Annotated in this window: 22 protein-coding genes; 11 read left to right on the top strand and 11 right to left on the bottom strand. The window is 58.3% G+C overall.

The window, feature by feature from the left end:
- Positions 1–110: 110 nt before the first annotated feature.
- Positions 111–491 carry a C40 family peptidase gene (locus B8783_RS04675; protein WP_139792249.1) on the top strand — a complete coding sequence of 127 codons (381 nt, stop codon included), beginning with the start codon at positions 111–113 and terminating at the stop codon, positions 489–491.
- A gap of 27 nt (positions 492–518) precedes the next feature.
- Here B8783_RS04675 and B8783_RS04670 read toward each other — a convergent pair whose 3' ends face one another.
- Positions 519–920: a DUF983 domain-containing protein gene (locus B8783_RS04670; protein ID WP_084418620.1), complete on the bottom strand. Its 402-nt coding sequence runs from the start codon at positions 918–920 to the stop codon at positions 519–521.
- A 60-nt stretch (positions 921–980) separates the two neighbouring features.
- Positions 981–2,123: a hypothetical protein gene (locus tag B8783_RS04665; RefSeq protein ID WP_084418619.1), complete on the bottom strand. Its 1,143-nt coding sequence runs from the start codon at positions 2,121–2,123 to the stop codon at positions 981–983.
- Between the two features lie 131 nt (positions 2,124–2,254).
- Between B8783_RS04665 and B8783_RS04660 the strand changes: the two genes are divergently transcribed.
- Positions 2,255–2,932, top strand: a complete 678-nt coding sequence (locus tag B8783_RS04660; protein WP_084418618.1) for a nitroreductase — start codon at positions 2,255–2,257, stop codon at positions 2,930–2,932.
- On the opposite strand, the gene B8783_RS04655 is transcribed toward B8783_RS04660, so the two are convergent.
- The gene (locus B8783_RS04655; RefSeq protein WP_084418617.1) at positions 2,929–3,324 is read right to left on the bottom strand and encodes a DUF983 domain-containing protein; all 396 of its coding nucleotides are present in this window, start codon (positions 3,322–3,324) and stop codon (positions 2,929–2,931) included. The two genes, B8783_RS04660 and B8783_RS04655, sit on opposite strands and share 4 nt — an antisense overlap.
- 229 nt (positions 3,325–3,553) lie before the next feature.
- Between B8783_RS04655 and B8783_RS04650 the strand changes: the two genes are divergently transcribed.
- Together B8783_RS04650 and B8783_RS04645 are read left to right on the top strand one after the other, a co-directional pair.
- Positions 3,554–4,717, top strand: coding sequence for an HlyD family secretion protein (locus B8783_RS04650; protein ID WP_084418616.1), 1,164 nt, complete (start codon positions 3,554–3,556; stop codon positions 4,715–4,717).
- Positions 4,714–6,369, top strand: coding sequence for a DHA2 family efflux MFS transporter permease subunit (locus B8783_RS04645; RefSeq protein ID WP_084418615.1), 1,656 nt, complete (start codon positions 4,714–4,716; stop codon positions 6,367–6,369). Before B8783_RS04650 ends, B8783_RS04645 begins: the two co-directional genes overlap by 4 nt.
- Before the next feature lie 50 nt (positions 6,370–6,419).
- On the opposite strand, the gene B8783_RS04640 is transcribed toward B8783_RS04645, so the two are convergent.
- Together B8783_RS04640 and B8783_RS04635 are read right to left on the bottom strand one after the other, a co-directional pair.
- Complete coding sequence (locus tag B8783_RS04640) at positions 6,420–9,323, bottom strand: M16 family metallopeptidase (protein WP_139792248.1); 2,904 nt, start codon at positions 9,321–9,323, stop codon at positions 6,420–6,422.
- 115 nt (positions 9,324–9,438) lie between these two features.
- Positions 9,439–10,098 carry a squalene/phytoene synthase family protein gene (locus B8783_RS04635; RefSeq protein WP_084418614.1) on the bottom strand — a complete coding sequence of 220 codons (660 nt, stop codon included), beginning with the start codon at positions 10,096–10,098 and terminating at the stop codon, positions 9,439–9,441.
- Positions 10,099–10,153: 55 nt separating this feature from the next.
- Here B8783_RS04635 and B8783_RS04630 point away from each other — a divergent pair, with 55 nt between their 5' ends.
- From B8783_RS04630 to B8783_RS04620, 3 genes are all read left to right on the top strand, one after another.
- On the top strand, positions 10,154–10,759 hold the full coding sequence (locus tag B8783_RS04630) for a superoxide dismutase (protein ID WP_084418613.1): 606 nt from the start codon (positions 10,154–10,156) through the stop codon (positions 10,757–10,759).
- 253 nt (positions 10,760–11,012) lie between these two features.
- Positions 11,013–12,581 carry a DEAD/DEAH box helicase gene (locus tag B8783_RS04625; RefSeq protein ID WP_084418612.1) on the top strand — a complete coding sequence of 523 codons (1,569 nt, stop codon included), beginning with the start codon at positions 11,013–11,015 and terminating at the stop codon, positions 12,579–12,581.
- A 154-nt stretch (positions 12,582–12,735) separates the two neighbouring features.
- A complete protein-coding gene (locus B8783_RS04620) occupies positions 12,736–14,691 on the top strand; it encodes an alpha/beta hydrolase family protein (RefSeq protein WP_139792247.1) in 1,956 nt (651 codons plus the stop codon).
- A 64-nt stretch (positions 14,692–14,755) separates the two neighbouring features.
- Here B8783_RS04620 and B8783_RS04615 read toward each other — a convergent pair whose 3' ends face one another.
- Positions 14,756–15,862: a sensor histidine kinase gene (locus B8783_RS04615; RefSeq protein ID WP_084418610.1), complete on the bottom strand. Its 1,107-nt coding sequence runs from the start codon at positions 15,860–15,862 to the stop codon at positions 14,756–14,758.
- Positions 15,863–16,056: 194 nt separating this feature from the next.
- Between B8783_RS04615 and B8783_RS04610 the strand changes: the two genes are divergently transcribed.
- Positions 16,057–18,030, top strand: coding sequence for an alpha/beta hydrolase family protein (locus B8783_RS04610; protein ID WP_084418609.1), 1,974 nt, complete (start codon positions 16,057–16,059; stop codon positions 18,028–18,030).
- 5 nt (positions 18,031–18,035) lie between these two features.
- Here the strand turns inward: B8783_RS04610 and B8783_RS04605 are convergent, their stop codons facing one another.
- Positions 18,036–19,472: a coniferyl aldehyde dehydrogenase gene (locus B8783_RS04605; protein WP_139792246.1), complete on the bottom strand. Its 1,437-nt coding sequence runs from the start codon at positions 19,470–19,472 to the stop codon at positions 18,036–18,038.
- A 138-nt stretch (positions 19,473–19,610) separates the two neighbouring features.
- Between B8783_RS04605 and B8783_RS04600 the strand changes: the two genes are divergently transcribed.
- A complete protein-coding gene (locus B8783_RS04600) occupies positions 19,611–20,402 on the top strand; it encodes an enoyl-CoA hydratase/isomerase (RefSeq protein WP_084418608.1) in 792 nt (263 codons plus the stop codon).
- 8 nt (positions 20,403–20,410) lie between these two features.
- Here B8783_RS04600 and B8783_RS04595 read toward each other — a convergent pair whose 3' ends face one another.
- From B8783_RS04595 to B8783_RS04585, 3 genes are read right to left on the bottom strand one after another with little or no spacing between them, the layout of a single operon-like run.
- Entirely contained in the window at positions 20,411–20,698 is a 288-nt protein-coding gene (locus tag B8783_RS04595) for a DUF3253 domain-containing protein (protein WP_233355673.1), read from the bottom strand.
- On the bottom strand, positions 20,695–21,930 hold the full coding sequence (locus B8783_RS04590; protein WP_084418607.1) for a serine hydrolase domain-containing protein: 1,236 nt from the start codon (positions 21,928–21,930) through the stop codon (positions 20,695–20,697). Before B8783_RS04590 ends, B8783_RS04595 begins: the two co-directional genes overlap by 4 nt.
- A gap of 41 nt (positions 21,931–21,971) precedes the next feature.
- On the bottom strand, positions 21,972–23,132 hold the full coding sequence (locus B8783_RS04585; RefSeq protein ID WP_084418606.1) for an acyl-CoA dehydrogenase family protein: 1,161 nt from the start codon (positions 23,130–23,132) through the stop codon (positions 21,972–21,974).
- Positions 23,133–23,258: 126 nt separating this feature from the next.
- Between B8783_RS04585 and B8783_RS04580 the strand changes: the two genes are divergently transcribed.
- Positions 23,259–23,693, top strand: coding sequence for a PaaI family thioesterase (locus B8783_RS04580; protein WP_084418605.1), 435 nt, complete (start codon positions 23,259–23,261; stop codon positions 23,691–23,693).
- A gap of 147 nt (positions 23,694–23,840) precedes the next feature.
- Complete coding sequence (locus B8783_RS04575) at positions 23,841–24,482, top strand: hypothetical protein (protein ID WP_084418604.1); 642 nt, start codon at positions 23,841–23,843, stop codon at positions 24,480–24,482.
- Positions 24,483–24,486: 4 nt separating this feature from the next.
- Here B8783_RS04575 and B8783_RS04570 read toward each other — a convergent pair whose 3' ends face one another.
- Positions 24,487–25,659 carry an acyl-CoA dehydrogenase family protein gene (locus B8783_RS04570; RefSeq protein ID WP_084418603.1) on the bottom strand — a complete coding sequence of 391 codons (1,173 nt, stop codon included), beginning with the start codon at positions 25,657–25,659 and terminating at the stop codon, positions 24,487–24,489.
- Positions 25,660–25,694: the final 35 nt, after the last annotated feature.

Here is a 25,694-nt window from a genome sequence, read left to right as displayed (position 1 = left end):
AAGTGCCACCCAAATCCAGTTCATGCGCCTAATTTAAGGTTGGAGACCTCATCGCGCCATCACCAATTCCTACAATTGACTTGGGGCTGATACCGATTTATCGTTTTTCGATGATCTTTGATTCTGATTATCGTCCTGGAGACGTGGTTTCGGTTCGCTTCGGCGGGGTCCTTCGGCACTATGGGGTCGTCACGCATGGCGGCCGGGTCGTTTCGAATACCAGGCGTCATGATGGCATTGTTTCGCAGACGATGGCCGAGTTTGCGCGTGGACGGCCAGTAAAGTGGCACGGTCAGAAAGGCTCAAGCGGGGAATATCTCGCCTCCAGCCGGGCCGATCGTCTTCTCGGGCGTGAATATGATCTGACCGGATCGAACTGCATCGACTTTGCGCGCCATGCGCAAGGGCGCAAGCCGACGATCAATCAGATCGCTCGCGGGACGCTGATGGCCTTTGGAGACATGCTAGGGGCACGAAAGCCCCGCCGCTGAGACTGACCTGCCCCTCAGACCATTGACCTAGTGACGCCAGTTTTTCGGGGGTGTGCCGTGTTTGCCGGTCGTGGAGAAATGCGCCTCTTCGGCCCGGTTACGGATTTGCAGGTTCAGCAAGACGCCCTTGAAGCGCGGTAGCAACCACAGAGCCGTGGCAAACATCGCGCCAAGGATCAGCACCATCAGCACAATTTTCACGAAAATGCTGACATCAATCGCCGGAACGATGAAGTAGAATGGCGCGAACACGATCATGATCAGAAAGCCGACAAAGAAGGCCGGTCCGTCGGCCGTGTCAGCCACGGCGAAGTCCTGCCCGCAATGATCGCAGGTTGGTTTGAATTTGAGGAAAGCGCGATAGAGATCGCCCTCTCCGCATTGCCCGCATTTTTTGCGCAGGCCAGCTTTGATAGGGTGCTTATACATCCAGCATAGGTAATAATCCGGAGAGGCCGCTTGAATGCGACAAGGGCGCACGGCGTCAGATTAGAACCCCGGTGATTTCGGGGCGCTCGCCCAGGCGATAGCCTCTTTCAGACGCCCAAGTGGCAAATGCCCGGGTCTGTCGTAAACCGACTCAAATTGCACCCATTCATCCTGTCCGACAGGCTGATGAAAGAAGGTCAAATTCGTGTCGTCGCTCAAGTCCATCAGAGCTTGCACTTGAGCGTCTGATAGCTGGAATTGCGTCTTGCCAGAAATGTCTTCCGTGCCGGGCTGAGAGACGCGGGCAAACTGGACCGGCGCAATCCCATCAGCGCGGATTTCCAGCTTGTCAGCGCGGCCATTTAGCGCCGCAACCCAATCGCCATGTCGCGTCACGTACAGCCTGCCACTGTTGCCGAGCACGCCGGGCGCATCGAGATTGAGCCCAACAATGTTGTTCGCCTGCGGGCCTGACGCGCGATAGGCGAGCGCTTCCATTTCATCCTGCGACTCAAATGAGAAATAGCGAAACGACGTCCACGGACCGAATTCGCCTATACTGGTCGTCTGCCCCGCCTCATGCTTGCGGCTCGTCTCGCGGCGGTCACGGGCCGTCATCGCGCCGATCATGTCGGCGGAATAGCCGAGCTGCTCGCAATTAGGTGCGATGCCGCTTGCAAGGTTTGAGGCGATCTCCTCGAAATTCGCCTTATCGGGGGAGTCTACATAGGCCGCAGCGCGCTCCTGCTGCGCGGCGATCATCTCCGAGCGCCTGACCTTGTAGCTTTCCTTCGCCGTGCCACAGCTCACAATGGTTTCGGGCATCAAGGCAGGCGCAGCGACAATTGCATCGGCATATAGCCGTGTCTGATCGACCGGCGCCCATTCTTCGGCGTGGGCCGCGCGGTCGAGGCAGCCTGTCCATGCATCTCTGGCCAGCCCGGCGACGCGGGCCTTTTCGGCCTCCAGGGCGTCCGCGGCGTATCGCTGCTTGATGGCATAGTAGGTCTGCGCCTGAATGTATTCGGCCGCTTCAAGCTGAGCGTAATCCAGCACCTGACACTGATCATCGACCGCGAGCGTATAGGAGCTGTTCCTGAACAGTGACAGATTAGGGTCTGTCTGCTCCTGGGCATTCGCACCAGAGAAGCCGGTAACAGCGGCCAGCAACATCACGGGCGCTGCGTAGAATTTATTCAACATTGGACGGTCTCCGAGGCTCCGACATATTTCACGCAATTAAAGCGTGAATTGCACTTCAAGAACAAGTGACTTGACCGGACCTTGCGGAAGCAGGCGAGACACTTCAGGACAAACAAAAAGGGAGATTACGCATGGAATATGAAGAGGTTGTGCGCAGCAGGCGAAGCATCAGAGGCTATCTCGACAAGCCCGTCCCGAAAGAACTGATCGAGGAAATTCTCGAGATTGCGATGCGGGCGCCGACCTCGCTGAATACCCAGCCGTGGAATTTCTATGTCGTGGCCGGAAAAGTGCTCGACAAGATTCGTGAAGGCAATGTCGAGCGCAATCTGGCGGGCGTCCCGCATAGCCGCGAGTTTCGGCTCGGGCCGGACTATGCCGGCGAGCACCGTGAGCGCCAGATCGGCATCGCCAAACAGCTTTTTGCCGTGATGGGCATTGAACGCCACGACAAAGAGGCGCGGATGGACTGGGTGCTGCGCGGCTTTCGCCAGTTCGACGCGCCGGTCTCCATCGTCATCACCTATGACAAGTCCATTCAGGGCAGCGATGTCGCGCCTTTCGATTGCGGCGGCGTCGTGAATTGTCTTGTGAATACAGCCTGGTCCAAGGGACTTGGCTGCGTCATCAACTCCCAGGGCATCATGCAGAGCCCTGTTGTGCGTGAGCATGCGGGCATTGCTGATGACCAAGTGATCCAGACCTGCGTCGCCATGGGCTGGCCTGATCCCGACTTCCCAGCCAATTCAGTGGTCTCGACGCGTAAATCCGTCGCTGAGGCAGCGACATTCCGAGGCTTTGACGACTAATCAGCGGCGCTGTCTTCCTCGCTATGAGGGGCAGCGCCAAGTTTCCAGATGGCCGCGATGAAGAGGCCTTTGGCGCGCGGCAGAAGCGCCAGGCACATCCCGACCGCCAGCAGGCACATCAGCGTTGTCGCCAACCATAGCGGCAGCGCATCACTCATGAAAATGAGCACCATAAATGGCGCGAGCAGATGGCCTGTGACGATGAGCGTCAGCCAGGGTGGGCCGTCATCGGCGCGAATCTCGCCAATCGGCAGCTGGCATGAGCTGCAATGCTCCACGGGCCTCAGATAACCGGCCAACAAACGCCCTTCACCGCAACGCGGACAACGAAGCCGCAAGCCGCGCACGATGGATGTTGCGAGGCTGGGGCTGTCTTCGGAGTCTGGGCTCATATCGAAATCGCGCTTTCAGGTATCGAACGGCGAGACTGCGCCTGATCTGGCAGGAAGCCCATGCGCGACAGCGACGCAGGCTCGCAAAGGGCCCTTATAGCGCCTTGCCTTTGCGTCAGGACTCGAACAATCGTTCGAGCTGGGCTTATCTTAAAGCCCGGAGGAAACGGCATCAGGACAAAGAAGGCCAAAAGGCCTCGAAAGCCCTGCTGCAGAACGTTGGCAAGATATGGACGGACACGCAGGACAACATCCTGAAGAGGTTTCTGTAGACACAAGGCCCGGAAAGCCCCGGCAGCTGACGATAAAGCGCGTCCGCACCATCGGCTTTGTTCTCCTCGCCATTGTGGTGATCATCTTCGTGGCGCGCTTTCTCATCGACCGGGCCGCTTATGTGTCGACCTCCGATGCCCGGGTCGCGTCTGACATGATTGCTGTGTCGACCGACATTAGCGGTCGCATCACCGAAGTGGCCGTTGGTGAGGGTGACAGGGTGTCTGAAGGCGATGTGCTGTTCCGGATCGATGATCGGGAGGCGCTTTTGCTGCTCGCGCAATATGAGGCCGAAGCTGATCGCCTGCGGGCGCAGATCGAGCGGGCCGAGACGCAATCGACCCTCACCTCATCGCGCAGCGGAAGCGAGGTTGCGGCGCGTTATGCGGGCACCCAATCTGCGGCGGCGTCGGTTCAATCGGCGCAATCGGACTATGAGACAGCACAGCTCGATTATCAGCGCGCCTCGGACCTTTTCGAGCGCGAGCTTGTCTCTCAGGCGGCGCTTGACCGGGCGCAGAACGCTCTCGACACAGCTGAGCAGTCTCTGCGCCGGGCGGAAGCTGAGGAGAAGCGCGCGCAGGCGGAGCAGCGCACCGCCAGCATTTCAGGTCAGGAAGTCCAGCTGATCGACCATGATCTGGCCATTCTGCGAGCCTCGCTGAAACAGGCCGAAGCCCGGATCGAGGCGCAGAAAGTCGTGATCGACCAGCATCTCATCAAGAGCCCCTCAGACGGTGTCATTGACGAGATCTTCTATGATGTGGGCGAGCACTCCTTGCGCGGATTCCGGATGGCACTGCTGCACAATCCTGATGACGTCTGGGTCTCTGCCAACATCAAGGAAACCAACATCCGCAACGTCCAGCCGGGCGCGCCCGTCATCGTCCGTGTCGATAGCTATCCAGATCTTGAGCTGAAAGGGACGGTTGCGAAGATCAATGATGCGACGCTGGCCGAAGCTGCGCTGATGCCAAACCCCAATGCGAACGGCGTGTTCACCAAGATCACGCAGCGGATATCCGTGCGCATCGATGTCGAACAGCCGGATGTCGAGCTTCGCCCCGGCACCATGGTTCGGGTGCGGATCGAAAAATCAGATAAGGGCGGCGCGGGGTGAGTAGCGCGTCCTCGACGCCGAAACCGAAAGCGTTCAGGGCGCCGCTTCCACTCCCTGATGATATTCCTGCAACCGCGAACCAGCCGATCCGCGACCGGTTTGCACAGTTTGGCTCAGCGTATCGCTGGTTGCTTCTGTTCAGCATGCTCGTCGGCTCAATGTCGACCTTGCTGGCCGCGACCACGATCAATGTCGCCCTGCCCGCCATCATCGGTGCGTTCGGCCTTGGCCAGGATCAGGCGCAATGGATGTCGACGGCGTTTCTGGCCGGCTCGACGATCGCGATGCTGGCAAATGCCTGGGCCTTGGCCAATTACGGGCCGCGCGCGACATATGTTTGCGGTATGCTGGTCTTCATGGCCGGATCGCTGCTTGGCGCCGTGAGCGGTTCACTTGAGATGCTGATCGTCTCACGCGCGATGCAGGGAATGGCCGCGGGCCTGCTTCAGCCCATGTCGATGTTCCTGATCTTCCAGACCTTTCCGGACCACAAGCGTGGCACGGCCATCGGTATATTCTCCATTGGCGTTGTCCTCGCCCCGGCTTTCGGCCCGGCTCTTGGCGGCATTGCGGTGGATCTTGTGAGCTGGCGACTGGTCTTCGTGGCCACTGTGCCCCTGGCAATGCTTGCGCTTGTTGCCGCGCCCATCCTGATGCCGTCTGTCGACCACGCGCAAAAGGCAGAGAAGCGTCCGCTCGATTGGCAGGGTCTTCTGCTGCTCAGCATGACGTCGATCTCGCTCCTGTCAGGCTTTGCAGGGGGTAACCGCGATGGCTGGGACTCAGATATTACCCTCATCAAGTTCACCGTGGGTGCGATCGCTGGCGTGCTGTTCTTCCTGTGGGAGCGGCGACACCCCTTCCCTGCCCTTAATCCTGCAATCTTCAAGTACAGGCAATTCTGGTCTGCGGGCCTGATCATCGCGGCGACCGGGATTGCGATCTACGGATCGACCTACATGGTCCCGCTCTTCGTACAGCTCGTACAGCACTACTCACCCACAGAAGCAGGCGTCATGATGATCCCGGGCGGAATCGCCATGGTCATCGGGTTTCCGCTGGCTGGGCGATTGACGGACAAGGTGGATACGCGCTGGCTGCTCGGCTTCGGCATACTTAGTTTCGCTTCGGCGGCGTGGCTCCTGTCTCATGTTTCTTTGCTGACGCCTTACTGGATCCTTGTGTCTTGGATCGTGCTTAGCCGGGTCGGGATCAGTTTCTGTATGCCGCCAGCGAATACGACAGCGGTCCGCGCTGTTCCGCCGCCGCTGCTCGCGTCAGCGACCGGTGGCGTCTCGTTTCTAATGCAGATTGGCGGCGCGTTTGGCGTCAATTTGCTCGCAATCTTGCTGCAGCGGCGCCTGATCTTTCATGGCGAGCATCTCGCCGCCGCCATAAACGAGAGCAATCCGCAGTTGGCTTACGACCACACGCTGATCGCGCGTGAGCTGGAGATGAATGGCATGGCGCAGCTTCCTGCCTTTCAGTCCGCCTTTGGAGAGGTCGGACGGCAGATCAGTACCGAAGCGACCATGTTCGCGTTCCGTGACTGTTTCTTCGTGATTTCAATCTGGTTCGCCATCGTCTTCTGCTTACTGATCTTCATGCCGAAGCCTCAGTTGCAGCCGGCTCAAGCGACACCAAAGCGCTAGCGACCGGCTCTACCGGCAGCATAACCGGTCGGCAACGAACTTACGGTTTGCTATTCCTCCGCCGCGTCTTCTGCGGGGGCTTCGGCGGCGTCAATCGGGTCTCCATGGATGTCGAGCTGGATAACCTCACCGCCCGCAAAGGCCTTCACAGGTTCAAGCTGTGTCTCGCCATCGCCAACGACGACCCAGATCATGTCCGGCTCGGCGAGATATTCAGCGATCACGCGTTTGTATTCTTCCAGCGGCATCTCAAGCAGGGCGCGCTGCTCATCCTCGACATAGTTTGGCGATTTTCCGTATTTGCTGATCTGATGCAGCGTGCCGAGCTTGGCATCGAGGCTTTCAAAGGCGCGGGTGTTTTCCTTGACGAGTTTCTGGCGGGTCATGTCCACGGCGGCGTCATCAAACTCCGGCCCATAGGCTGTCAGCATGTCACGGATGATTTCCAGCGAGGGGCCCGTGGCGTTAGCCCGCACGCTGGTCAGCGCCCGGAACGGCTGGGCCACATATCCGTCGGAGATGGATGAATAGGCGCCATAGGTGTAGCCTTTCTCGATCCGCAGCACTTGCGCCAGATCACCGCTGATACCGCCGCCAAGCTTTTCATTGGCAAAACCGATCTTCAGGAAATCCCGCTCCGTCGTTGCGAGCGTCAGCTTGCCGACGACCAGAACGCTCTGTTTGGAGCCCGGTACATCAATGAAATAAACCTGCCCCTGCCTGTCCTGTTCGGGGATCTGGTAGGTCGGGTATGAGCCGGCATAGTCTGACAGAATGCTTGCGATGTCGCCGAGCGCTTCTCCGGCACGCGGCTGGCCGACCGCGCCTGCAATGTGCATGGTCACACCGCTCGCCAGCATGGTGTCGAAGCGGGACTTCACATCATCCAGCTCTATCGCCGAGACGCTGTCCGTTGTCCCGATACTGGAGCGGCCCGACGGGTGATAATCGCCATAGATCAGCTTCTGGAAGGCCAGCACACCGATATAGGTCGGGTCGGCCTCGCGGCCCTTGATCTCGGTCAGAGCCGCCTGCTTCTCACGCTCGAAATAGGCCTCGTCCCAACGCGGCTCGGTCAGCATTTCCTCAATCAGCGCCACGGTCGCCTCGAAGTTTCGCGCCAGCGATGTTGCACTGATCGTGATGCTGTCAATGTCGGCGCTCACGCTGATTCCGGAGCCGAGCAGACCGATGGCCTGTTCCAGCTCAGCCGCTGTCTTCGTCGCCGTGCCTTCGTTCAGCATCGCCGCAAGAAGACTGGCGGTGCCTTCCAGGCCTGGTTCATCCCCCCAGCTGCCGGTATCGAACACGATATCGAAGGAGACCAGTGGAAGCTCATCATTCTCGATACCCAGGAGCACCGTGCCGTGGTCGAGCTCGGCTTCCCAGACGCTTGGCATCTCAACCAAAGGCAGCTCACCAAATTCCGGTTCGGAGCGGTCATACTGGCTTGGCGTCTTCTCGTATTCGGCTTCTTCGCCCTGGCTGACTTCCTCGCTGGCGACATCCGATTTAACTTCCTCGATCCAGACGCTCGCCTGTTCGGAGCCGTCGAGCGCAAGGTCCATCTCGCCTTCCGGCACGAAGCTGGTGAGGATTGCGGGCTTGTCCTTGATGTAGGTTTCATAGGCCGCCATCACGTCTTCTGCGGTCACCTCGCGCAGCAATTCAGCCTGCTGAACCGAATAGGCCGGATCGCCAGCAAACTCATTGTCGCTCGCCATCTGGTTGGCCTTGCCGAGCACGGTGGCGAGATTGTTGTAGAGAATGGTTTCCTGTTCGGCCTTGATGCGCTGCAGATCAGTTTCATCGACGCCATTGGCCTCAAAGTCGGCGAGCGCCTCGTCCAGCGCCGCTTTCACGTCATCAAGGTCTGTGCCGGCATTGGCGCGAACCCGGAAGACGAACTCGCCAGCCAGCTCCATGCTGTTATTGTAAGCGCTGACGTCAGGCGCAAGCTGCTGTGTCTCGACAATCTCGCGATAGAGCGGTGAGTTCTTTGTGCCTGCGATCAGCCGCGCGAGGACGTCCAGGGCTTGCTCATCCTTGTTGTACGCCTCAACGCTCGGAAAGGTGATCCGCAGCTCTGGCAGCTTGGCGAAATTGTCTTCGAAATAGAGAGATTTGGAAGCGTCCAGCGTGACGGGTTGCGGCGTTGGGGTTTCGACATCTGGCCCGCGGCGGATCTCACCGAACCAGCGCTGAACCTTCTCCTTTGTCTCTTTGATATCGATGTCACCAACGATGGCGAGCGTCGCATTTCCGGCACCGTAATAGGCGGTGTAGAATTCCTTCAGATCATCGAGTGTGGCCGCTTGCAGATCAGGCAGTTGGCCGATGACGGTCCAGCTATAGGGATGGCCTTCCGGGTAGAGCGCTGTGCGGATGACTTCCTGCGTGTAGCCATAGGGCGCATTGTCGACACGCTGGCGCTTCTCATTCTTTACGACCTGCTTTTCACGTTCAAGCGCTTCCTGCGTGACCGTGTTGATCATGTAGCCGAGACGGTCTGAGTCGATCCAGAGGATTTTGTCGAAGGCGTCCTTTGGCACGACCTCATAATAGATGGTGCCGTCTGACCATGTGCCGCCATTGCGCTGACCGCCCCAATCGGGAATGGCTTTGCGGTTCCAGCCGCGCGGGACGTTCTCGGAATCATTGAACGCCATATGCTCAAAGAAGTGGGCGAAGCCGGTGCGGCCTTCCTTCTCGCGGTTTGATCCGACATGGACGACGGTCGAGAACGCGACGATCGGATCGGACGTGTCGACCTGGAGGATGACCTCAAGGCCGTTGTCCAGCGTGAACTTCTCATATTCGAGCGAAAACGCCTCGTCGGCACTTTCCGCAACCCTTGGCGCCTCACCCTGCGCGTGGGCAGCCCCTGAAAGTACGGTCGGAAAGGCCGAAAGCGCGAAGATGGCGCCAAGCGCGGTCATGGTGGTCAGTTTCATCGGGCAAGTCCTTGTCGAGCTTTTGCGGCACACAAGGAGACGGCCGCAGGCGGAGAGCGAACTCCAAGCTGTAGCATTTCGGTTTTCGATGTCACGCGTTCAGGATGAAATCGCCCTAGACTTTGCCGCTGCTGATCGCCCTCATCACGCAAAAGCGGCGCGCCAGCGGCCCGGACATTTTCTTATCGGCATATCTGCGTCTCAGGCGGAAATGCGCGATGGCTGGACGAATGACGGTAGGCGCGCGTTCCACTTGCGGCCCAAGACCCACAGTTTCGCCTCGGCGCAAGGCAGCCACATGCGGCGCGAGCGTGGTGATCGCCTCCGTCCAGCCATGATCCTTGCCAAACACCCCTGCCGCTAGCAGCGCGATCTGAGTTTCCGGCTCAACGGACCGGTCGCCTGTTTCAAAGCTGTCCTCATAGGCGTCGACGATTTCGAGCAATGATGAAAGTGAATAGGCCTCAGCTGCGATCATATCGACCAACGCCCCGACCACATCATGCGCGCGCGGGGTCTCACCGTCCCCTATTTCTTGAAGCGCATCGCGCCACCATTGAAACCGGATAGCGCCTAGCGCAGGCTCACTGACGACAAGGCGAACCCGTGCCAATTCCCAGCAAAAAGCGTAGAGCGCGACCAGCGCGCGCCTTTCTGCCAGCGGCGCATAACGCGAGGACAACCAGCGGTCTTCATCGCCTGTCCGCATGCGATCATCGAGATTCGCCCAGATTTCAGGGTCTGTGAGGGTGGAAGAGTGAATATTGGAACCCATATCAGGGGCGACGCGCTACAAGACTAGACATTAGAAACAGCAAGGAGACACTTTCATGGCTTTTGAACTTCCAGCCCTTCCCTATTCCCGCGACGCGCTTGCGCCGCACATTTCGGAAGAGACTCTCAACTATCACTACGGCAAACACCATCAGGCCTATGTGAACAACCTCAACAAGCTGATTGAGGGCACGCCTCATGAAAATGCTTCACTTGAAGAGATCATCAAGGCCGCGGACGGCGACAGCTCCAAAGCGGGTCTGTTCAACAATTCCGCTCAGGTCTGGAACCACACCTTCTACTGGCACTCGATGAAACCATCGGGCGGCGGCAAGCCAACCGGCGCCATTGCCAAGAAGATCGACGAGGACTTCGGCTCTTACGAAGACTTCGCCAAGGAATTCAAGGCAGCCGGCGGCGGTCAGTTCGGCTCCGGCTGGGCCTGGCTCGTGCTGAAAGGCGGCAAGCTGGAAATCCGCAAGACGCCAAACGCCGAGACGCCTGTGACCGATGATGGCGCAACGCCGCTTCTGACCATGGATGTCTGGGAGCACGCCTACTACCTCGATTACCAGAATTCGCGCCCGAACTATATGGACGCGTTCCTGGAAAACCTGGTCAACTGGGACTTTGCGAACCAGAACCTGGCTGACGCCAGCTAGAGCCGTCTCAACGATTTAAAACCTATCGGCCCGCTTCCAGTCCGGAGGCGGGCCGTTCTTTTTTGGGTGTCTGCCCTCCTCCCACGCGAACCGCCCTTCTGGCACAACTCAGCCTAGACCTTTCGCATCTGCACAAATTCAGCTATGGCGGCGCAGTATGTTCTTCCGGGCATGGACAAGCGCCCGGGCCAAGGCCGTCAGCCGGATGGCCTTCCGAGCGTAATTGTTTCAACCATCCCGAAAGATATAAAGTTTGACTGACACCCCTAATGAAACACCGAAGACAACGTTTGCCGCGTTGGGTCTCGGTCCTGAACTCCTGCAAGCTATCGAAGAAGCAGGTTATGATTCGCCGACGCCAATTCAGGCCAAGGCCATCCCACACGTCCTGCTTGGCGGTGACGTAACCGGCATCGCACAGACAGGCACCGGCAAGACGGCCGCCTTCGTCCTGCCAATGATCCACCGTCTTGAGCGCGGCCGCGCACGCGCCCGCATGCCCCGCACGATGATCCTCGCGCCAACACGTGAACTCGCAGCGCAGGTTGCCGAGAACTTCGAGAAGTATGGCAAGCACCTGAAACTCAACATGGCGCTTCTGATTGGCGGCGTGAGCTTCAAGGAGCAGGAACAAAAGCTGATGCGCGGTGTCGATGTTCTCATCGCAACGCCTGGCCGTCTGATTGACCAGTTCGAGCGTGGCAAAATCCTGCTGACGGGCGTTGAAATCCTCGTCATCGACGAAGCCGACCGCATGCTCGACATGGGCTTTATCCCGGACATCGAGAAAATCTGCGCCTTGCTGCCACCGCGCCGCCAGACGCTGCTTTTCTCCGCGACCATGCCGCCAGAGATCAACAAGCTGGCCCAGCGTTTCCAGAAAGACCCGATGAAAATCGAGGTCGCCCGACAAGCCAAGACGGCCGACACGATCACGCAGTACAAGGTCACGCTGTCGCGCAAGGATGACAAAGCAAAACGCACGGCGCTGCGCCGCATCATCGAAGCGCGCGATGTTCAGAACGGTATCGTCTTCTGTAATCGCAAGGTGAACGTGGATATCGTCACCAAGTCACTGAACAAGCACGGTTTCGATGCGGCCGCCATTCATGGCGATTTGCCGCAGGCCTACCGCACGCAGACGCTGGACCGGTTCCGCGATGGTGATCTGAAGCTGCTGGTCGCATCCGATGTCGCCGCCCGCGGCCTCGACGTGCCAGCCGTTAGCCACGTCTTCAACTACTCACCTCCGGTGAAGGACGAAGACTATGTCCACCGCATTGGCCGGACCGGCCGGGCCGGACGCGAAGGCGAAAGCGTTACGATCGTCTGTCCTGGCGACGAGAAATCCTGGGACAGCGTGCTGCGCATGATCAAGCAGGACGTTGAAGAACTCGAAATCGAAGGCCTTGCCGAAGAAATCGAAAACCTGCCAGCAGACACCAGCCGAAGCGGGGGTCGTGGTGGCCGAAGCGGCGGCAGCAGCCGCGATGGCGGCGGACGCTCGCGCGGTGGTCGCTCACGCAGTCGCGGTGGATCGAACTCCGATGATCGAAGCGACGCAAAGTCAGAACCGTCTCAGAACGCACCAAAGACTGAAAAGTCCGAAACTGCCTCCAAGCCGAAAAAAGCGCGAGACGACCAATCTGCACGTTCTTCATCCAGCAAGAACGATGACAGCGCGCCTAAAAAGCCTTCACGGACACGTGGGAACAAGAAACCAGACTCCCGTGGCAAATCCTCCTCAAAGAGTGATCTTGAACCGGCCAGTGACGGCGTTCGCGGGTTTGGCAATGATGTCCCGGACTTTCTGAAGCGCTAGCTCACCTGACCAGATCAAGCGGTTGATGAGCATGTTGAACTGACAACATGCTCATTGACTATTTTACACCTGGATTGATTTCGCGCTTAATTTTGAGTTGCGCGGAGCTTTCGGCGATGCGAAGCATAATCCTCAGGTTAAGAGGATTATCACATTGAGACCAGGACTAGCTGCCCTTGCGGCCGTCAGCGCGTTTGCATTCCAGGCAAATTCTGAAACCGCGACCCCACCGATCGAAGCGTATGGCAAACTACCAACAGTCATGGACGCAGAAATGTCCCCTGATGGTTCGCGGGTCGCCTTGCTTGTCGGCGCTGGCGGTAGCCCTGCGATTATTATCTTCGAGGACAATGCCGGCATCACGGCCAAATATGATGTGAGTGCCCTCAAGGCCAGCCACGTTTCGTTTGGCGACAAGGACCATCTTCTGATCAGTGCATCAATGGCGGCCCGAGGCTGGCGTATCCGTCGCCAGTATGAAAACTCTGGTGCAGTCTCTCTATCGCTGAAAGATGGCAGCTCTCATCAGATGCTGATGAGAGAGGAACGCCTTTATCCATCGCAGAGCGGCCTCGGAAAAGTCGTTGGCATTCTTGATTCGGGCGAAGCGCTGATGCCCGCTTTTATCGGCGACCCCAGATCCCGCCAGGAACCAGACTATGACCTGATGCGCGTCGACATCGCTTCAGGCCGCGTTCGTGACTTTGCGGTTGGCACTGAAGACACGATTGATTGGTTCGTCGACAATGACGGGAAGCTGCTCATCCGCGAGAATTATGACAATGACAATGATCATTATCTGCTTGAACGCCGGGAAGGCCGAGGATGGGAACCGCTACTTGAGGAAACGGCGGATGAGATTCCGATCAGCGTTGTTGCCGTTGCGCCAGACGATTCCGGCATCTATTTCATCAGCTCGCAGGACGAAGAAGACGGATACACCGCGCTTTCGAAGATGAACCTCGATGGCTCAATTGAACCGTCGCAATACTATCGTGAAGGCGCGGATATCGATGACGTGATCACCGACAAGAACCGGCATCTTGTTGGCGTTCGCTATTCAGGCATGTTGCCGAGCTATGAATTGCTCAAGCCTGAACTCACCCAGAGCCTTGAGGCCGTGAAAGCGCAGTTCCCGAATGCCATGGTGGCGCTTGATTCCTGGTCCGAGGATTACTCAAAAGTTCTCTACCGCGTATTTGACGGTTTCCGCGTCGATTACTGGGTGACGCATGAGCCCGCGACGAACGCGTATAAACTATTGAGCTATGCGCGTGACGACATTCCACCGGAAGCGATCGGGCCGGTCGCGACGATTGAGTATCCTTCGCGCGATGGTCTGACGATCCCGGCGGTTGTCACGCTGCCGCCCGGCAAACAGCTCACCACAGATCTGAATCTGCCGCTGATCGTGCTGCCGCATGGCGGCCCCAAGGCCTATGACAGCTTCGATTTTGACTGGATGTCGCAATATTTCGCCAATCGCGGCTACATGGTCTTGCAACCGAACTTTCGCGGCTCGACAGGCTTCGGCTACAGCTTCACAGATGCAGGTTCCGGTGAGTGGGGCGGCAAGATGCAGGACGACATCACGGACGGCGTCAACGCGCTGACCGAAGGTGGGTTTGCAGATCCCGACAGGGTCTGCATCGTGGGCGCCAGCTATGGTGGCTACGCAGCGCTGGCTGGCGGCGCATTTACACCGGAGCTCTACGACTGTGTCGCTGCGATTGCGCCAGTAACGGACCTCAATGCCATGATGATCGATACCCAACGCGAAAGTGGCCGCGATCACTGGGCGGTGTCGTATTGGGCACGCCTGATGGCCGACGGAGATTCACGCCGCGAAAAGCTGGATGCAATCTCGCCAGCCAAGCATCCTGAAGCTTTTGCGGCGCCTGTTCTGCTGATCCACGGCGAGGATGATACCGTCGTCGGGATTTCTCAGAGCCAGAAGATGGAACGTGCCCTGAATAGTGCGGGCAAGCCGGTGCAAATGATCAAGCTGAAAGGCGGAGATCACTGGCTGCGCGATAGCGAGACACGGCTGCAAACCCTTCAGGCGCTCGATACTTTTGTTTCGAGCCAGATCGGAGACGGTGCGCCCTGATTGCGGACCAGTCTCTTCAAGAAAGGCCGCCTCTCACCGGCGGCCTTTTTTTATTGTGTGGGCGTCAAGCGAGGCGGTTAAGCTGCCAATGGTCTTCGATCTGGTCGACGTCGCGTACAAATGCCTTGTGTACCTGATCCAGGCTCTCGGCCTGGCGCGGAAAGCGAATGCTGAAGCTGGTGCCGCTGCCGCTGGTTTCGCGGGCGATGTCTGCACCGATGCCGTGAGCGAGCCCGGACACGATCATTGTTCCAATGCCCTGCGGGGCCTCACCGGCGGCCGCTTCATCCATGCCGACACCATCGTCAGAAATACGCACGTGTACATCATCGCCCGTCGCATCGAGCAGCAAGTGGATTTCACCTGTCTTCCGGTCGGGAAAAGCGTACTTGCAGGCATTGGTCACGAGTTCCGTGACAGCCAGACAAAGCGAGACAGCGTGACTGACCCCAAGGATGACGGTTCCTCTAGCATCAACATTGATCGAGACCTGGGTCTGTTGCTGGTACGTCTCGACAATCTGCTTGCAGAGGTCGGGCAGTAGATAAGTGCAGTCGACCCAGTCATGTGTCCCAAGCTCATAAAGGCTACGGTGCGTGGCGGTAATCACGTCGATCCGGCGACCGGCATTCTCCAGGGCTTCAAGGGCATCGGGATCCTGGACCGAGTGCCTGTGCATCGACACGATGGACGACACGACCTGAAGGCTGTTGCGAACGCGGTGATTGACCTCGTACAGCAGCGTTTCCTTGACCCTGAGCGCCTCTTTCAGCTGCCGCTCGGCATGATACCGCAGCGTTTCGTCCCGCATGGTCAGCACAGCGCCGATCTGCTCACCGTCATCATCGATGATGGGGCGGGCCGTCCCGACCGCGATCACGACACTCTTGTCCGGTCGTCTGATCTTCCATGGCGCATCAATCACCGTAAGGCCTTCGTTCACGGCTTTGGAGAGAGGCAATTGCGTCGATGGATATGGCTCATCATCAAGGGTGAGGAGTTCATACGTCTCGCTGTACTCGTCAGGCGGTACGTCGAGTTTGACCCGGCCATGGATCTCCTCGGCGGCGCGATTGACAGTGACGATCTTTCCGTCAGCGTCGGCGACAATCACACCCTCGCCAAGCTGGTCGAGAACGACGAGTTGGAACCTCTCTCGCGAGTTTAACATCTCGCCCCCTTCAAACCGCGTCAACTTTGCCGGAAGCTATTGCAGACATACTGAAAAGGCGAGTTTTTTATCGATTTTAACGTCGACTCCGAAAATCCGCACGCTTTCGGGCCGCCACACGCACAGTATTTGCGGTTGATAGACCGGAACCTTGGCGGTACGAAATTTCTCAAGCAAGCTCGGAGGATAATGGCGTGCGAAGACTGGCTCTGGGCGTACTGATTCTGTGCGCAATCGGCTCACCTGCCACAGCGCAGACCGTAAATCCCCCGATTGAGGCTTATGGCCAGCTGCCATCGCTGGCCCAAGCGACAATTTCCCCTAGCGGTCAGAAGATTGCCTTGCTCCAGAACCTGGATGAAAGCGTGCAAGTCCGGATCTTCGACATCGCTTCAGGCCAGATCACCCAAGGGTTCGACGCAACGCATTTGAAGGCACACTCGGTCGAGTTCAGTGACAACGAGCATGTCGTTATTCGCGCCTCCGAAGCGACCAAATTACCGGGCTTTCGCGGTGAATGGGAGTTCAGCGCTGCGATTTCGATAGACATCAAGAGTGGTGACAGCCGGCAGCTCCTCTCGCGGGAAAAAGAACTCTATCCTGCTCAAGGCGGGCTTGGAAAAATTGTTGGCCGGTTGGACAATGGTCAACTGCTCATGCCTGCATTCGTGGGCAAACCAGGCGCCGAGCCCGCATACAATCTTCTCAGGGCTGCGCATAACGGCCGCGGCTACACACACGGTATTGGCGGACAGCGCACAATTGACTGGTTCGTCGATGCGGAAGGCGACCCGCTTGTTCGCGAAAATTACGACAATACCGACAACAAATACGTGGTTGAAAAGCTAAACGGAAACCGTTGGACCGCGTTCTATGAAGTTGAAAACACGCCTGAAATACCAATTTCGATATTGGCAGTGAGCGCTGATGACGACGCGGTCTATTACGTTGGAGAAACGCAGGAGGGAGATTTCGACAGCTTTGCCACGCTGTCGAAGTTGAGCTTTGATGGAACGACTGAAGCGGCGCTATTCCGAAAAGACGGGGCCGACATTGAAAGAGTTCTCACCGATATCAATCGGCATCTTCTTGGCGTCACCTATTCAGGCATTCGGCCGAGTTACGAAATTTCTGATCCCGCGCTGCATAGCAGCTATACATACGTCTCCGGCATTTTGCCCGATGCAATGATCAGCATTGAGTCCTGGTCGGATGATCGCAGCCGGGTCATCTATCGCGTGTTTGATGGATCCCAGACCGATTATTGGCTTCTGCACGATAACAACACCAACAGCCTGCTGAAACTAGGGCCAAGCCGCGCCGACATCCCACAAAGCGCACTCGGCCGCGTGATCCCTTTTGAATACACCGCACGTGACGGCCTGACCATTCCAGCGCTCCTGACCGTACCACCACAGACCAATTTGTCCGACAGTTCTGCGCTACCTATCGTCGTCATGCCTCATGGTGGCCCGTCCGCCTATGACCGGTACGACTTCGATTGGCTCGCCCAATTCTTTGCCAATCGCGGCTATCTTGTCCTCCAGCCCAACTTCAGAGGCTCAGACGGGTTTGGTGACGCGTTTGAACAGGCTGGCAATGGAGAATGGGGCCGTAAGATGCAGGACGATGTCAGCGATGGCCTGCTCGCTATGGTTTCAGCCGGTTACGCAGATCCGGATCGTGCCTGTATCGTCGGTGCTAGCTATGGCGGCTATTCAGCACTGGCAGGAGGCGCATTTACACCGGACCTCTACGCCTGCGTCGCGGCGATCGCGCCAGTCACCGATCTGAATGACATGCTCAAAACAGCCAAGTCTCGCCATGGCAGTAGCCACTGGGTTGTCAGCTATTGGGAAAGGGCTATCGCAAACGATCAAGCAGACCGACAGATGCTCGCAGAGATATCCCCTGTCGAGCACGCTGATGCCTATAAGGCGCCCGTCCTTCTAATCCATGGCGAAGACGACACGGTGGTTGAGTTCAAACAAAGCCGAGACATGGAGCGCGCCCTGAAGCGTGCTGACAAGTCGGTTGAACTGATCAAGCTTCGTGGCGGCGATCACTGGCTGAGCGACAGCACGACACGGCTACAAACCCTGATCGCCCTCGAAAGCTTCGTTGCAAGCCATATCGGAACTGCATCGCAGACATCGCCATCTGAGTAAGAAAGCTATTTCTTGCGGCGGCCCGCGACCAGTTTGCGATACTTCTCGCCATATGGCGGGCGGGCAATGGCCAGCAAATCTGCACCGACCTGCGTGTAGACCGACTTGCGGTGGCTGAACTCGCGGAAGCCGTCGATGCCGTGATAGCTGCCCATGCCTGATGGACCGACGCCGCCAAAGGGCAGGTCTTCCTGGGCGACGTGGAAGATCACATCATTGACCGTCACACCGCCAGACGTGGTGTTGTTCAGCACGTGGTCCCGCTCGCTGGCGTCCTGGCCGAAGTAATAGAGGCCGAGGGGGCGCGGATGGGTGTTGATATAGTCAACCGCATCCTGCGTTTTCGAATAGGATTTGATCGGCAGGATTGGGCCGAAAATTTCGTCCTGCATGACCTTCATGTCGTCGGTCGGGTCGATGATGATATGCGGGGCCATCTTGTGGTGCGGCTGCTGGGTGAAATTATCGCCCGCCGGGTTGAGCTCGATCACTTCGGCGCCTTTTGAGCGCGCATCGTCGAGATAGCTGTTGAGGCGCTCATAATGGCGCTGGTTGATGACGGACGTGTAGTCGTCATTATCTTTCAGACCGGTCGGGAACATGGTCTCCACGGCCTTCGTGGCGGCCTGCACGAAGTCTTTCGTCTTGTCCTTTGGAACAAAAGCATAATCTGGGGCGAGGCAGATCTGGCCGGCATTCAATGTCTTGCCCGCCATGATGCGCTTGGCTGCCTTGTCCAGGTCGGCTGACTCGCCAAGAATGACTGGGGATTTGCCGCCCAGCTCCAGCGTCAGCGGCACCAGATTATCGGCCGCCGCACGCATGACATGATACGCGATAGACGTCGCGCCGGTGAACACCAGATGGTCGAAGGCGAGTTTCGAGAAGGCTGCGCCTACATCCGGACCACCTGTGACAACAGCGACTTCTTCTTCGGAATAGTATTCGCCGAGCAGCTTCTTCATCAGCTCTGATGTCGCTTCGGTGAACTCTGAAGGTTTGATCATGGCGCGGTTGCCCGCCGCGAAAATGCCCGCCAGCGGCGTGAAAGTCAGATTGACCGGAAAATTCCACGGCGAGATGACGCCGACAACGCCTTTTGGCTGAAACTGGATCCGGGCCTTTGCGCCGAATAGTCCGAGCGGGAAATCGGTTGAGCGCTTTTCAGGCTTCATCCATGACTTCAGATGCTTTTTCGCGTGCTTGAGCGCCCCGATAGAGCCGACAATATCGGTAAAGTCCGACTGATCCACGGAGCGGTGACCGAAGTCCTCGCGCATCGCTTCATTCAGCGCCTTGCCATGTGTGACCAGCAGATCGATCGAGCGGTCCAGCCAGTCGATGCGTTTTTCAACGGAGGGGGCACCATCACGAAGATGGGCTGCTTTCTGTTTTGCGAGGATTGATCCGAGATCGCCTGCGCCGCCGCCTTCAAGTGCCATGATAACCTCCCAGTTTATCTTTCTATCGGTAGAGGATAGCGGATATTCGCGCGATACCAAACATTGCCGCCACGTCACGGTTTTCAGCCCTGCCCCAATCGATAAAGTCACGGCCAAACCTTGAAGAGGAACAAGCAAATGAGCTTTGAGAAAATCACCTATGCCGTCGAAGACGACATTGCGATCCTGACATTCAACGACCCGAAAACCATGAACGCCGCCGGCGTTGATACGGTCAACGAAATGAGCCTCGCGCTGGAGAAGGCTGGCGATGAAGCGCGCTGCACCATTATCACGGCAAACGGCCGTGGCTTCTGCTCAGGCGCTAATCTGTCGGCGAACCCAGGCGGGGCGAACCAGCCTGACCGCAAGCCCGATGCAGGGCGTGAGCTGGACCGCGTGTACAACCCGTTCATCAAGTCGATCCGGATGCACCCGCATCCTGTCATCACGGCTGTGAACGGCGCCGCAGCTGGCGTTGGCTGTTCGATCGCGCTGGCTGGTGACTTCATTGTTGCCGCTGAGAGCGCCTACTTCCTGCAGGCGTTTCGCCGGATTGGCCTCGTGCCGGATGGCGGCTCGACCTATTTGCTGACCCGCGCCATCGGCCGCGCCCGCGCAATGGAAATGACCCTTTTCGGTGAAAAGATCCCGGCGTCGCAGGCGCTTGACTGGGGCCTCGTCAACCGTGTCGTCGCCGATGACAAGCTGCTCGAGGAAGCGACCAATTATGCCAAGCAGCTGGCGAATGGACCAACCACGGCGCTTTCCATCATTCGTGACCTTGTCTGGCAGGCCGAAGACAATGATTTCGATACCCAACTTCAGGCAGAACGCTACGCCCAGCGTACGGCTGGTCGCTCACCTGATTTCGCAGAAGGCGTGAAAGCCTTCCTCGAAAAGCGTCCCGCGAATTTCAAGAAAAGCTAAGCGGGGCTTTAGTCCTGCGGCAATCCAAGCCGGTAGACCCCTTTGAACGTATCGGGGTCTGCCGGCTTTCCTTTGCGGTAAATCGCAATCTGACCGGTCTTGGCGAGGTAGATTGCCCTGAGGCGCACTTCCCGCATCATGCCCTGCCAGTTGTCGCTACGGAATGCCTTGGCGACGGCAGACGGGTCCACAGACTTGCCTGGCTCGCACGCACCCACCATCCGCAGGATGATCTCATCCAGCGTTTCGGGTTTTTTCTTTGGCGGTTTGGAGCCCTGTTTCTCCTGCTCGCTCACCAGTCTATGGCTGCGTAGACAAGCTGCTGGAATTGCGGCCGGATCGGATAGCACCCCGATGGCATCATCTGCGTAGCCTGAATGGCGATCAGTTCTTCTTCATAGTCGATCCAGAAGAAGGTGTTGGCGAGACCGCCCCAGCTGAACGTACCGATTGAGCCCGGGGACATTGTTTCAGCCACGTTGATCGTCACACTGCCGCCAAGGCCGAAGCCATTGCCATCCATGCGCGCTTCGGAAAAGGTCTTGTCGCCCATCTGCTTGATCGACTTGTTCTCCGGCAGGTGGTTCATGCGCATGAATTCAACCGTCTTGGGGCTGAGGATGCGCGTGCCATCGAGCGAGCCGCCGTGCAGCAACATCTGGCAGAAGCGGTGATAGTCGCGAAGGGTCGAGACCAGCCCGCCCCCGCCATTGAGCAGCGGCGGCTTCGTCCGATAGGCGCGCGACTCAGCGCCTTTGCCGTCGCTCAGATCGACTTTTCCGGTCACCGGGTGTCTGGCGTAGCACGCCATCAGGCGCGGCCATTTTTCCTCTGGGACATAGAACCCTGTGTCGACCATGCCGAGTGGCCCGAAGATACGTTCTTCGAAGAACGCATCGAGCGTCTGACCGGATGCGACTTCGACGACGCGGGCAAGGACGTCTATCGAATGGCTATAATTCCAGCGCGTACCTGGAGAAAAGAGGAGCGGCAGTTTCGCCAGCCGCACGCACATTTCCTCAAGCGTCTCGTCAGGGCGACCGATCTTTTCCTTGCGGTAAAGCTCGTCGACCTCGTGCTGCATGAGGAAGCCATAGGTGAGGCCGGAGGTGTGCGTGAACAGATCGCGCACTTCCATCGGCCGCAATGGATCACGCGTGTCGTATGAGTCAGCTGTCCCCTTCACCCAGACCTTGGTCTCTGCAAATTCCGGAATGTATCTGCTGACCGGATGATCGAGGCGGATCTTCCCTTCCTCGAACAACATCATCGCGGCTACGGATGTGATCGGCTTGGTCATTGAATAGATACGGAAGATCGTGTCCGCATTTATCGGGTCACCGCCGTCCAGTTCGTCGCGTCCCCGATAGGCTTCATGGACGATCTGGCCGTTTCGCGACACCATGGTCGCCATGCATGGCAGCTTTCCGCTATCGAGGTAAGACTTCGCGAAATACGTCGCGATCCTGTCGAGCCGCTCTTGGTTCAGACCTACATCTGATGCCTGAATATCGTCCTGGATCGTCATGCTTTCCTCTTGTCCGTCTCGCCATTTGCCGTTGAACTCGCCTAGAGCAGATCGGCAGCGCCCTTTTTCTTGAGTTCTCGGGCAATGATGATCTGCTGAATCTGGCTCGTGCCTTCGTAAAGGCGGAAAATCCGCGCGTCACGATAAAAGCGTTCGATCCCGTAATCAGTGATGTACCCTGCCCCGCCGAAGACCTGCACGGCGCGGTCGGCGACCCGGCCATTGGCTTCAGTTGAGAACAGTTTGGCAGATGAGGCCAACAGCGTCACATTCTCACCAGCATCCCGCTTCTTTGCGGCATCCAGGATCATGCATTTTGCGGCATAGGTTTCAGCCTGGCTGTCTGCAAGCAGCGCCTGGATCAGCTGATGGTCGATAATCGGTTTGCCGCCCTGCACCCGCTCACTGGCATAGGCGACCATTTCCTTGATCAGGCGCTCTGACATGCCCGTCGCGACGGCTGAGATGTGTAGGCGGCCCTTGTCGAGCACGCTCATCGCGACCTTGAAGCCTTCGCCCTCATTGCCGATGAGATTGTCGACAGGCACGCGGGCGTCTTCAAAGATCACGTCACAGACATGTGCGCCCTGCTGGCCCATCTTCTTCTCAGGCTGGCCAACGCTGACGCCAGGCGTGTCGCGTTCAACGACAAAGGCCGACACACCTTTGGGGCCTTTCACGTCCGGCGCCGTGCGCGCCATGACGGTGAACAGGTCAGCCTTGTTGGCATTGGTGATGTAGCGCTTGGTTCCGTTGAGGACGTAGTGATCGCCGTCGCGAATGGCTTTTGTCGTCAGGCTACCGGCGTCGGAGCCTGCGCCCGGCTCGGTCAGCGCGAAGCTGGAGACCAGATCGCCCGAGGCGATGCCCGGCAGCCACTTTTCCTTCTGCTCATCGGTCCCGAAGAGGACAAGCGCCTGGCTGCCAATGCCAATATTCGTACCGGCGACCGACCGGAAGGCCGGAGACGTGCGGCCAAGCTCAAAAGCAACGAGGCATTCGGTTTCCATGTCGAGGCCGAGGCCGCCAAAGTCTTCCGGTACGGCAAGCCCGAAAAGACCAAGCTGTTTCATCTCATCGACGATTTCCTGTGGCACTTCGTCTGTTTCACCGACCTGGTTTTCCAGTGGGATACATTTCTCGGTCACAAAGCGGCGGACCTGTTCGATCAACGCCTGACGGATTTCGGCATCGAATGCCATGAGAGCCTCCTATCATTATCTGTTTTCAGCATACGCTTTGGTGGGAAAAAAGTCGAAGCGCAAGACTGGACGTGACCGCCGCATCGCCGCAGCCTGTATTTGAGACAGATTTCCTGAAGGACTGACATGACACAACCCACAATTGTCGAGACGGGCGAGTTTGCCGGCTGGCGCACATGGCCGACAGAGCCATTTGAGTATGAGTCGGCCGGCCCCTTCTATTTCAAGGTCGATGAAGAAGGGCCTGTGGCGGCGTTCAGGGCAGCTCGCAAACATATGAATGCCGGCGGTGTGGTTCACGGCGGCTGCCTGATGGCGTTCGCCGACTATGCGCTCTTTGCGATCGCGCATGAGCACATCCAAGACGAATACGGCCTTACAGTCGCGTTCAATTCCGAGTTCCTGTCTGGCCCGCCCGAAGGCGCCTATATCGAGGCGCGCGGCGAAGTGCTTCGCGCGGGACGCTCCATCATCTTCGTGCGCGGCCTGATCACAGGCGACGGCAAGCCCTGCCTGAACTTTTCGGGCACGATCATGCGCCGGCCGATAAGACCGGCATAGGCCACGCACAAACAACCGCGACGAAGTCTTCGAACTGATGGAAGGCGTCGACAAGATGTAGGCCGCAATCTGGCGGAGTTCGCCGGAACACCCCGTTTACTCTGCTGAATAGCCGGTCCGACGCGGCGCATCAGGAGACGTTGACACATGGGACAATACTGGAAGACCACGGTACAAGTGGCCAGCATAGCGGCCTTTGGCCTGCTCACGGCCTGCGGCGGATCTGCCGGACCGGAGAATGAAGCCAAGACCAGCGCCGACGAGCGCCCTGCCAATACATCGACCCTTGCAGATAGGGGCGAGGCCGCCAAAGCCGACACGGCCTCCGGTCCGATCAATGCATTCTCGTTCGAGGCCACAGGCGCCGAATTATCCAATCCGGTGCCCAGCCCGGAGGAACTGATCCCGGCGGGCGGGTGCAATGGAGAGTCTCAGATCGGCCTCTCTTTCCATCGCGGCGACATGACAGAATCCCGCTGGTTCGCCGTCGGCTTCACGACGAAAGCCGTCGTTGCGCCCGGTGAAACCGGCGTGTTCCCTCTTCAGGCGCTGCAATGGGACAATGGCGTGGAGCGCCCGCCGAACCTGCCGGAGGATTCGCCGGCGCGCGTTGCGCGCCGCTTCATGGGAGCAGACGGCGTCACGCTGACGCTGGAGACCCATATTGCGACCAGCCGCGAGCGCCGAATGGCCGGTACGCTGCAGGGCCATGTCAAGCGCTTCGGGACCGACGAAGCCGCCGACATCACGGCGCATTTCGACGTGAATCAGTCCTGCGGCGTGAAGTGAGCGCCTAATAGCTCTTCGGCAGGCCGAGTACGCGCTCTGCGATGAAGTTGAGGATCATCTCGCGGCTAACCGGTGCGATACGAGCCAGCATGGCTTCGCGCATGTAACGCTCGACATGATACTCCTTGGCGTAGCCCATGCCACCATGCGTCAGCACGGCTGTCTCACAGGCGGAGAAGCCAGCTTCGGTACCGAGATATTTCGCGGCGTTGGCTTCAGCGCCGCAATCGGCGCCCGCGTCATAGAGACCGGCCGCTTTGTAGGCGAGCAGTTCGGCGGCTTTCAGCTCTGCCCAGCTCTTGGCCAGCGGATGCTGAATGCCCTGGTTCTGACCGATGGGACGTCCGAAGACGACGCGCTCATTCGCATAATTGGTCGCCCGCTCAAGCGCAGCAAAGCCTAGACCAACCGATTCGACCGCAAACAGCACGCGTTCCGGGTTGAGGCCCTGAAGCAGGTATTTGAAGCCCTCGCCTTCTTCGCCAATCAGATGCTCCTTCGGCACTTCGAGGCCGTCGATATAGAGCATGTTACACTCGACCGCTTTGCGGCCCATTTTCGGGATTGGCTTGCGATCGATCTTGTTCGGGTCGAGGTCGGTGTAGAAGAGCGACAGGCCAAGATACGGCTTGGCGCACTGATCCTTTGGTGTGGTGCGCGCGATGATCAGGATCTTGTCGGCGCGCTGGGCACCCGTCGTCCAGATCTTGCGGCCATTGATGGTGTAGCCGTTATTCGTGCGCTCGGCCTTGGTCTCGAGGCTGGATGTGTCGAGGCCTGAATTCGGCTCGGTCACAGCGAAGCACATCTTCTCCTCGCCGGAGATGATTTTCGGCAGGTTCTCGCGCTTCTGCTCAGCATTGCCAAACTTTTCGAGCGGCTTGGGGCCGAAGATGTTGAGGTGGATCGCTGAGGCGCCTGAAAAGCCCGCGCCGGAGCGGGTCACCGTCTGCATGACAAGCGCGGCTTCGGTGAGGCCAAGGCCCGCGCCGCCATATTCTTCTGGAAACGCCACGCCAAGCCAGCCGCCTTGCGCCATCGCATCGCAGAACGCTTCCGGCCAGTCGCCCGTCTCATCCGTCTTCAGCCAGTATTCGTCATCGAACTGGCTACAGGTCCGCTCGACGGCGTCCTTGATGGCAAGCTGGTCTTCCGTCATCTGACCGATTGAATGCATGGTGAATTCTCCTCCTGAGGCGATGTTCTCTATCT

Origin of the sequence: Henriciella litoralis (assembly GCF_002088935.1) — a bacterium.
Lineage (GTDB): Bacteria > Pseudomonadota > Alphaproteobacteria > Caulobacterales > Hyphomonadaceae > Henriciella > Henriciella litoralis.
This window is presented reverse-complemented; position numbering and strand designations above follow the sequence as displayed.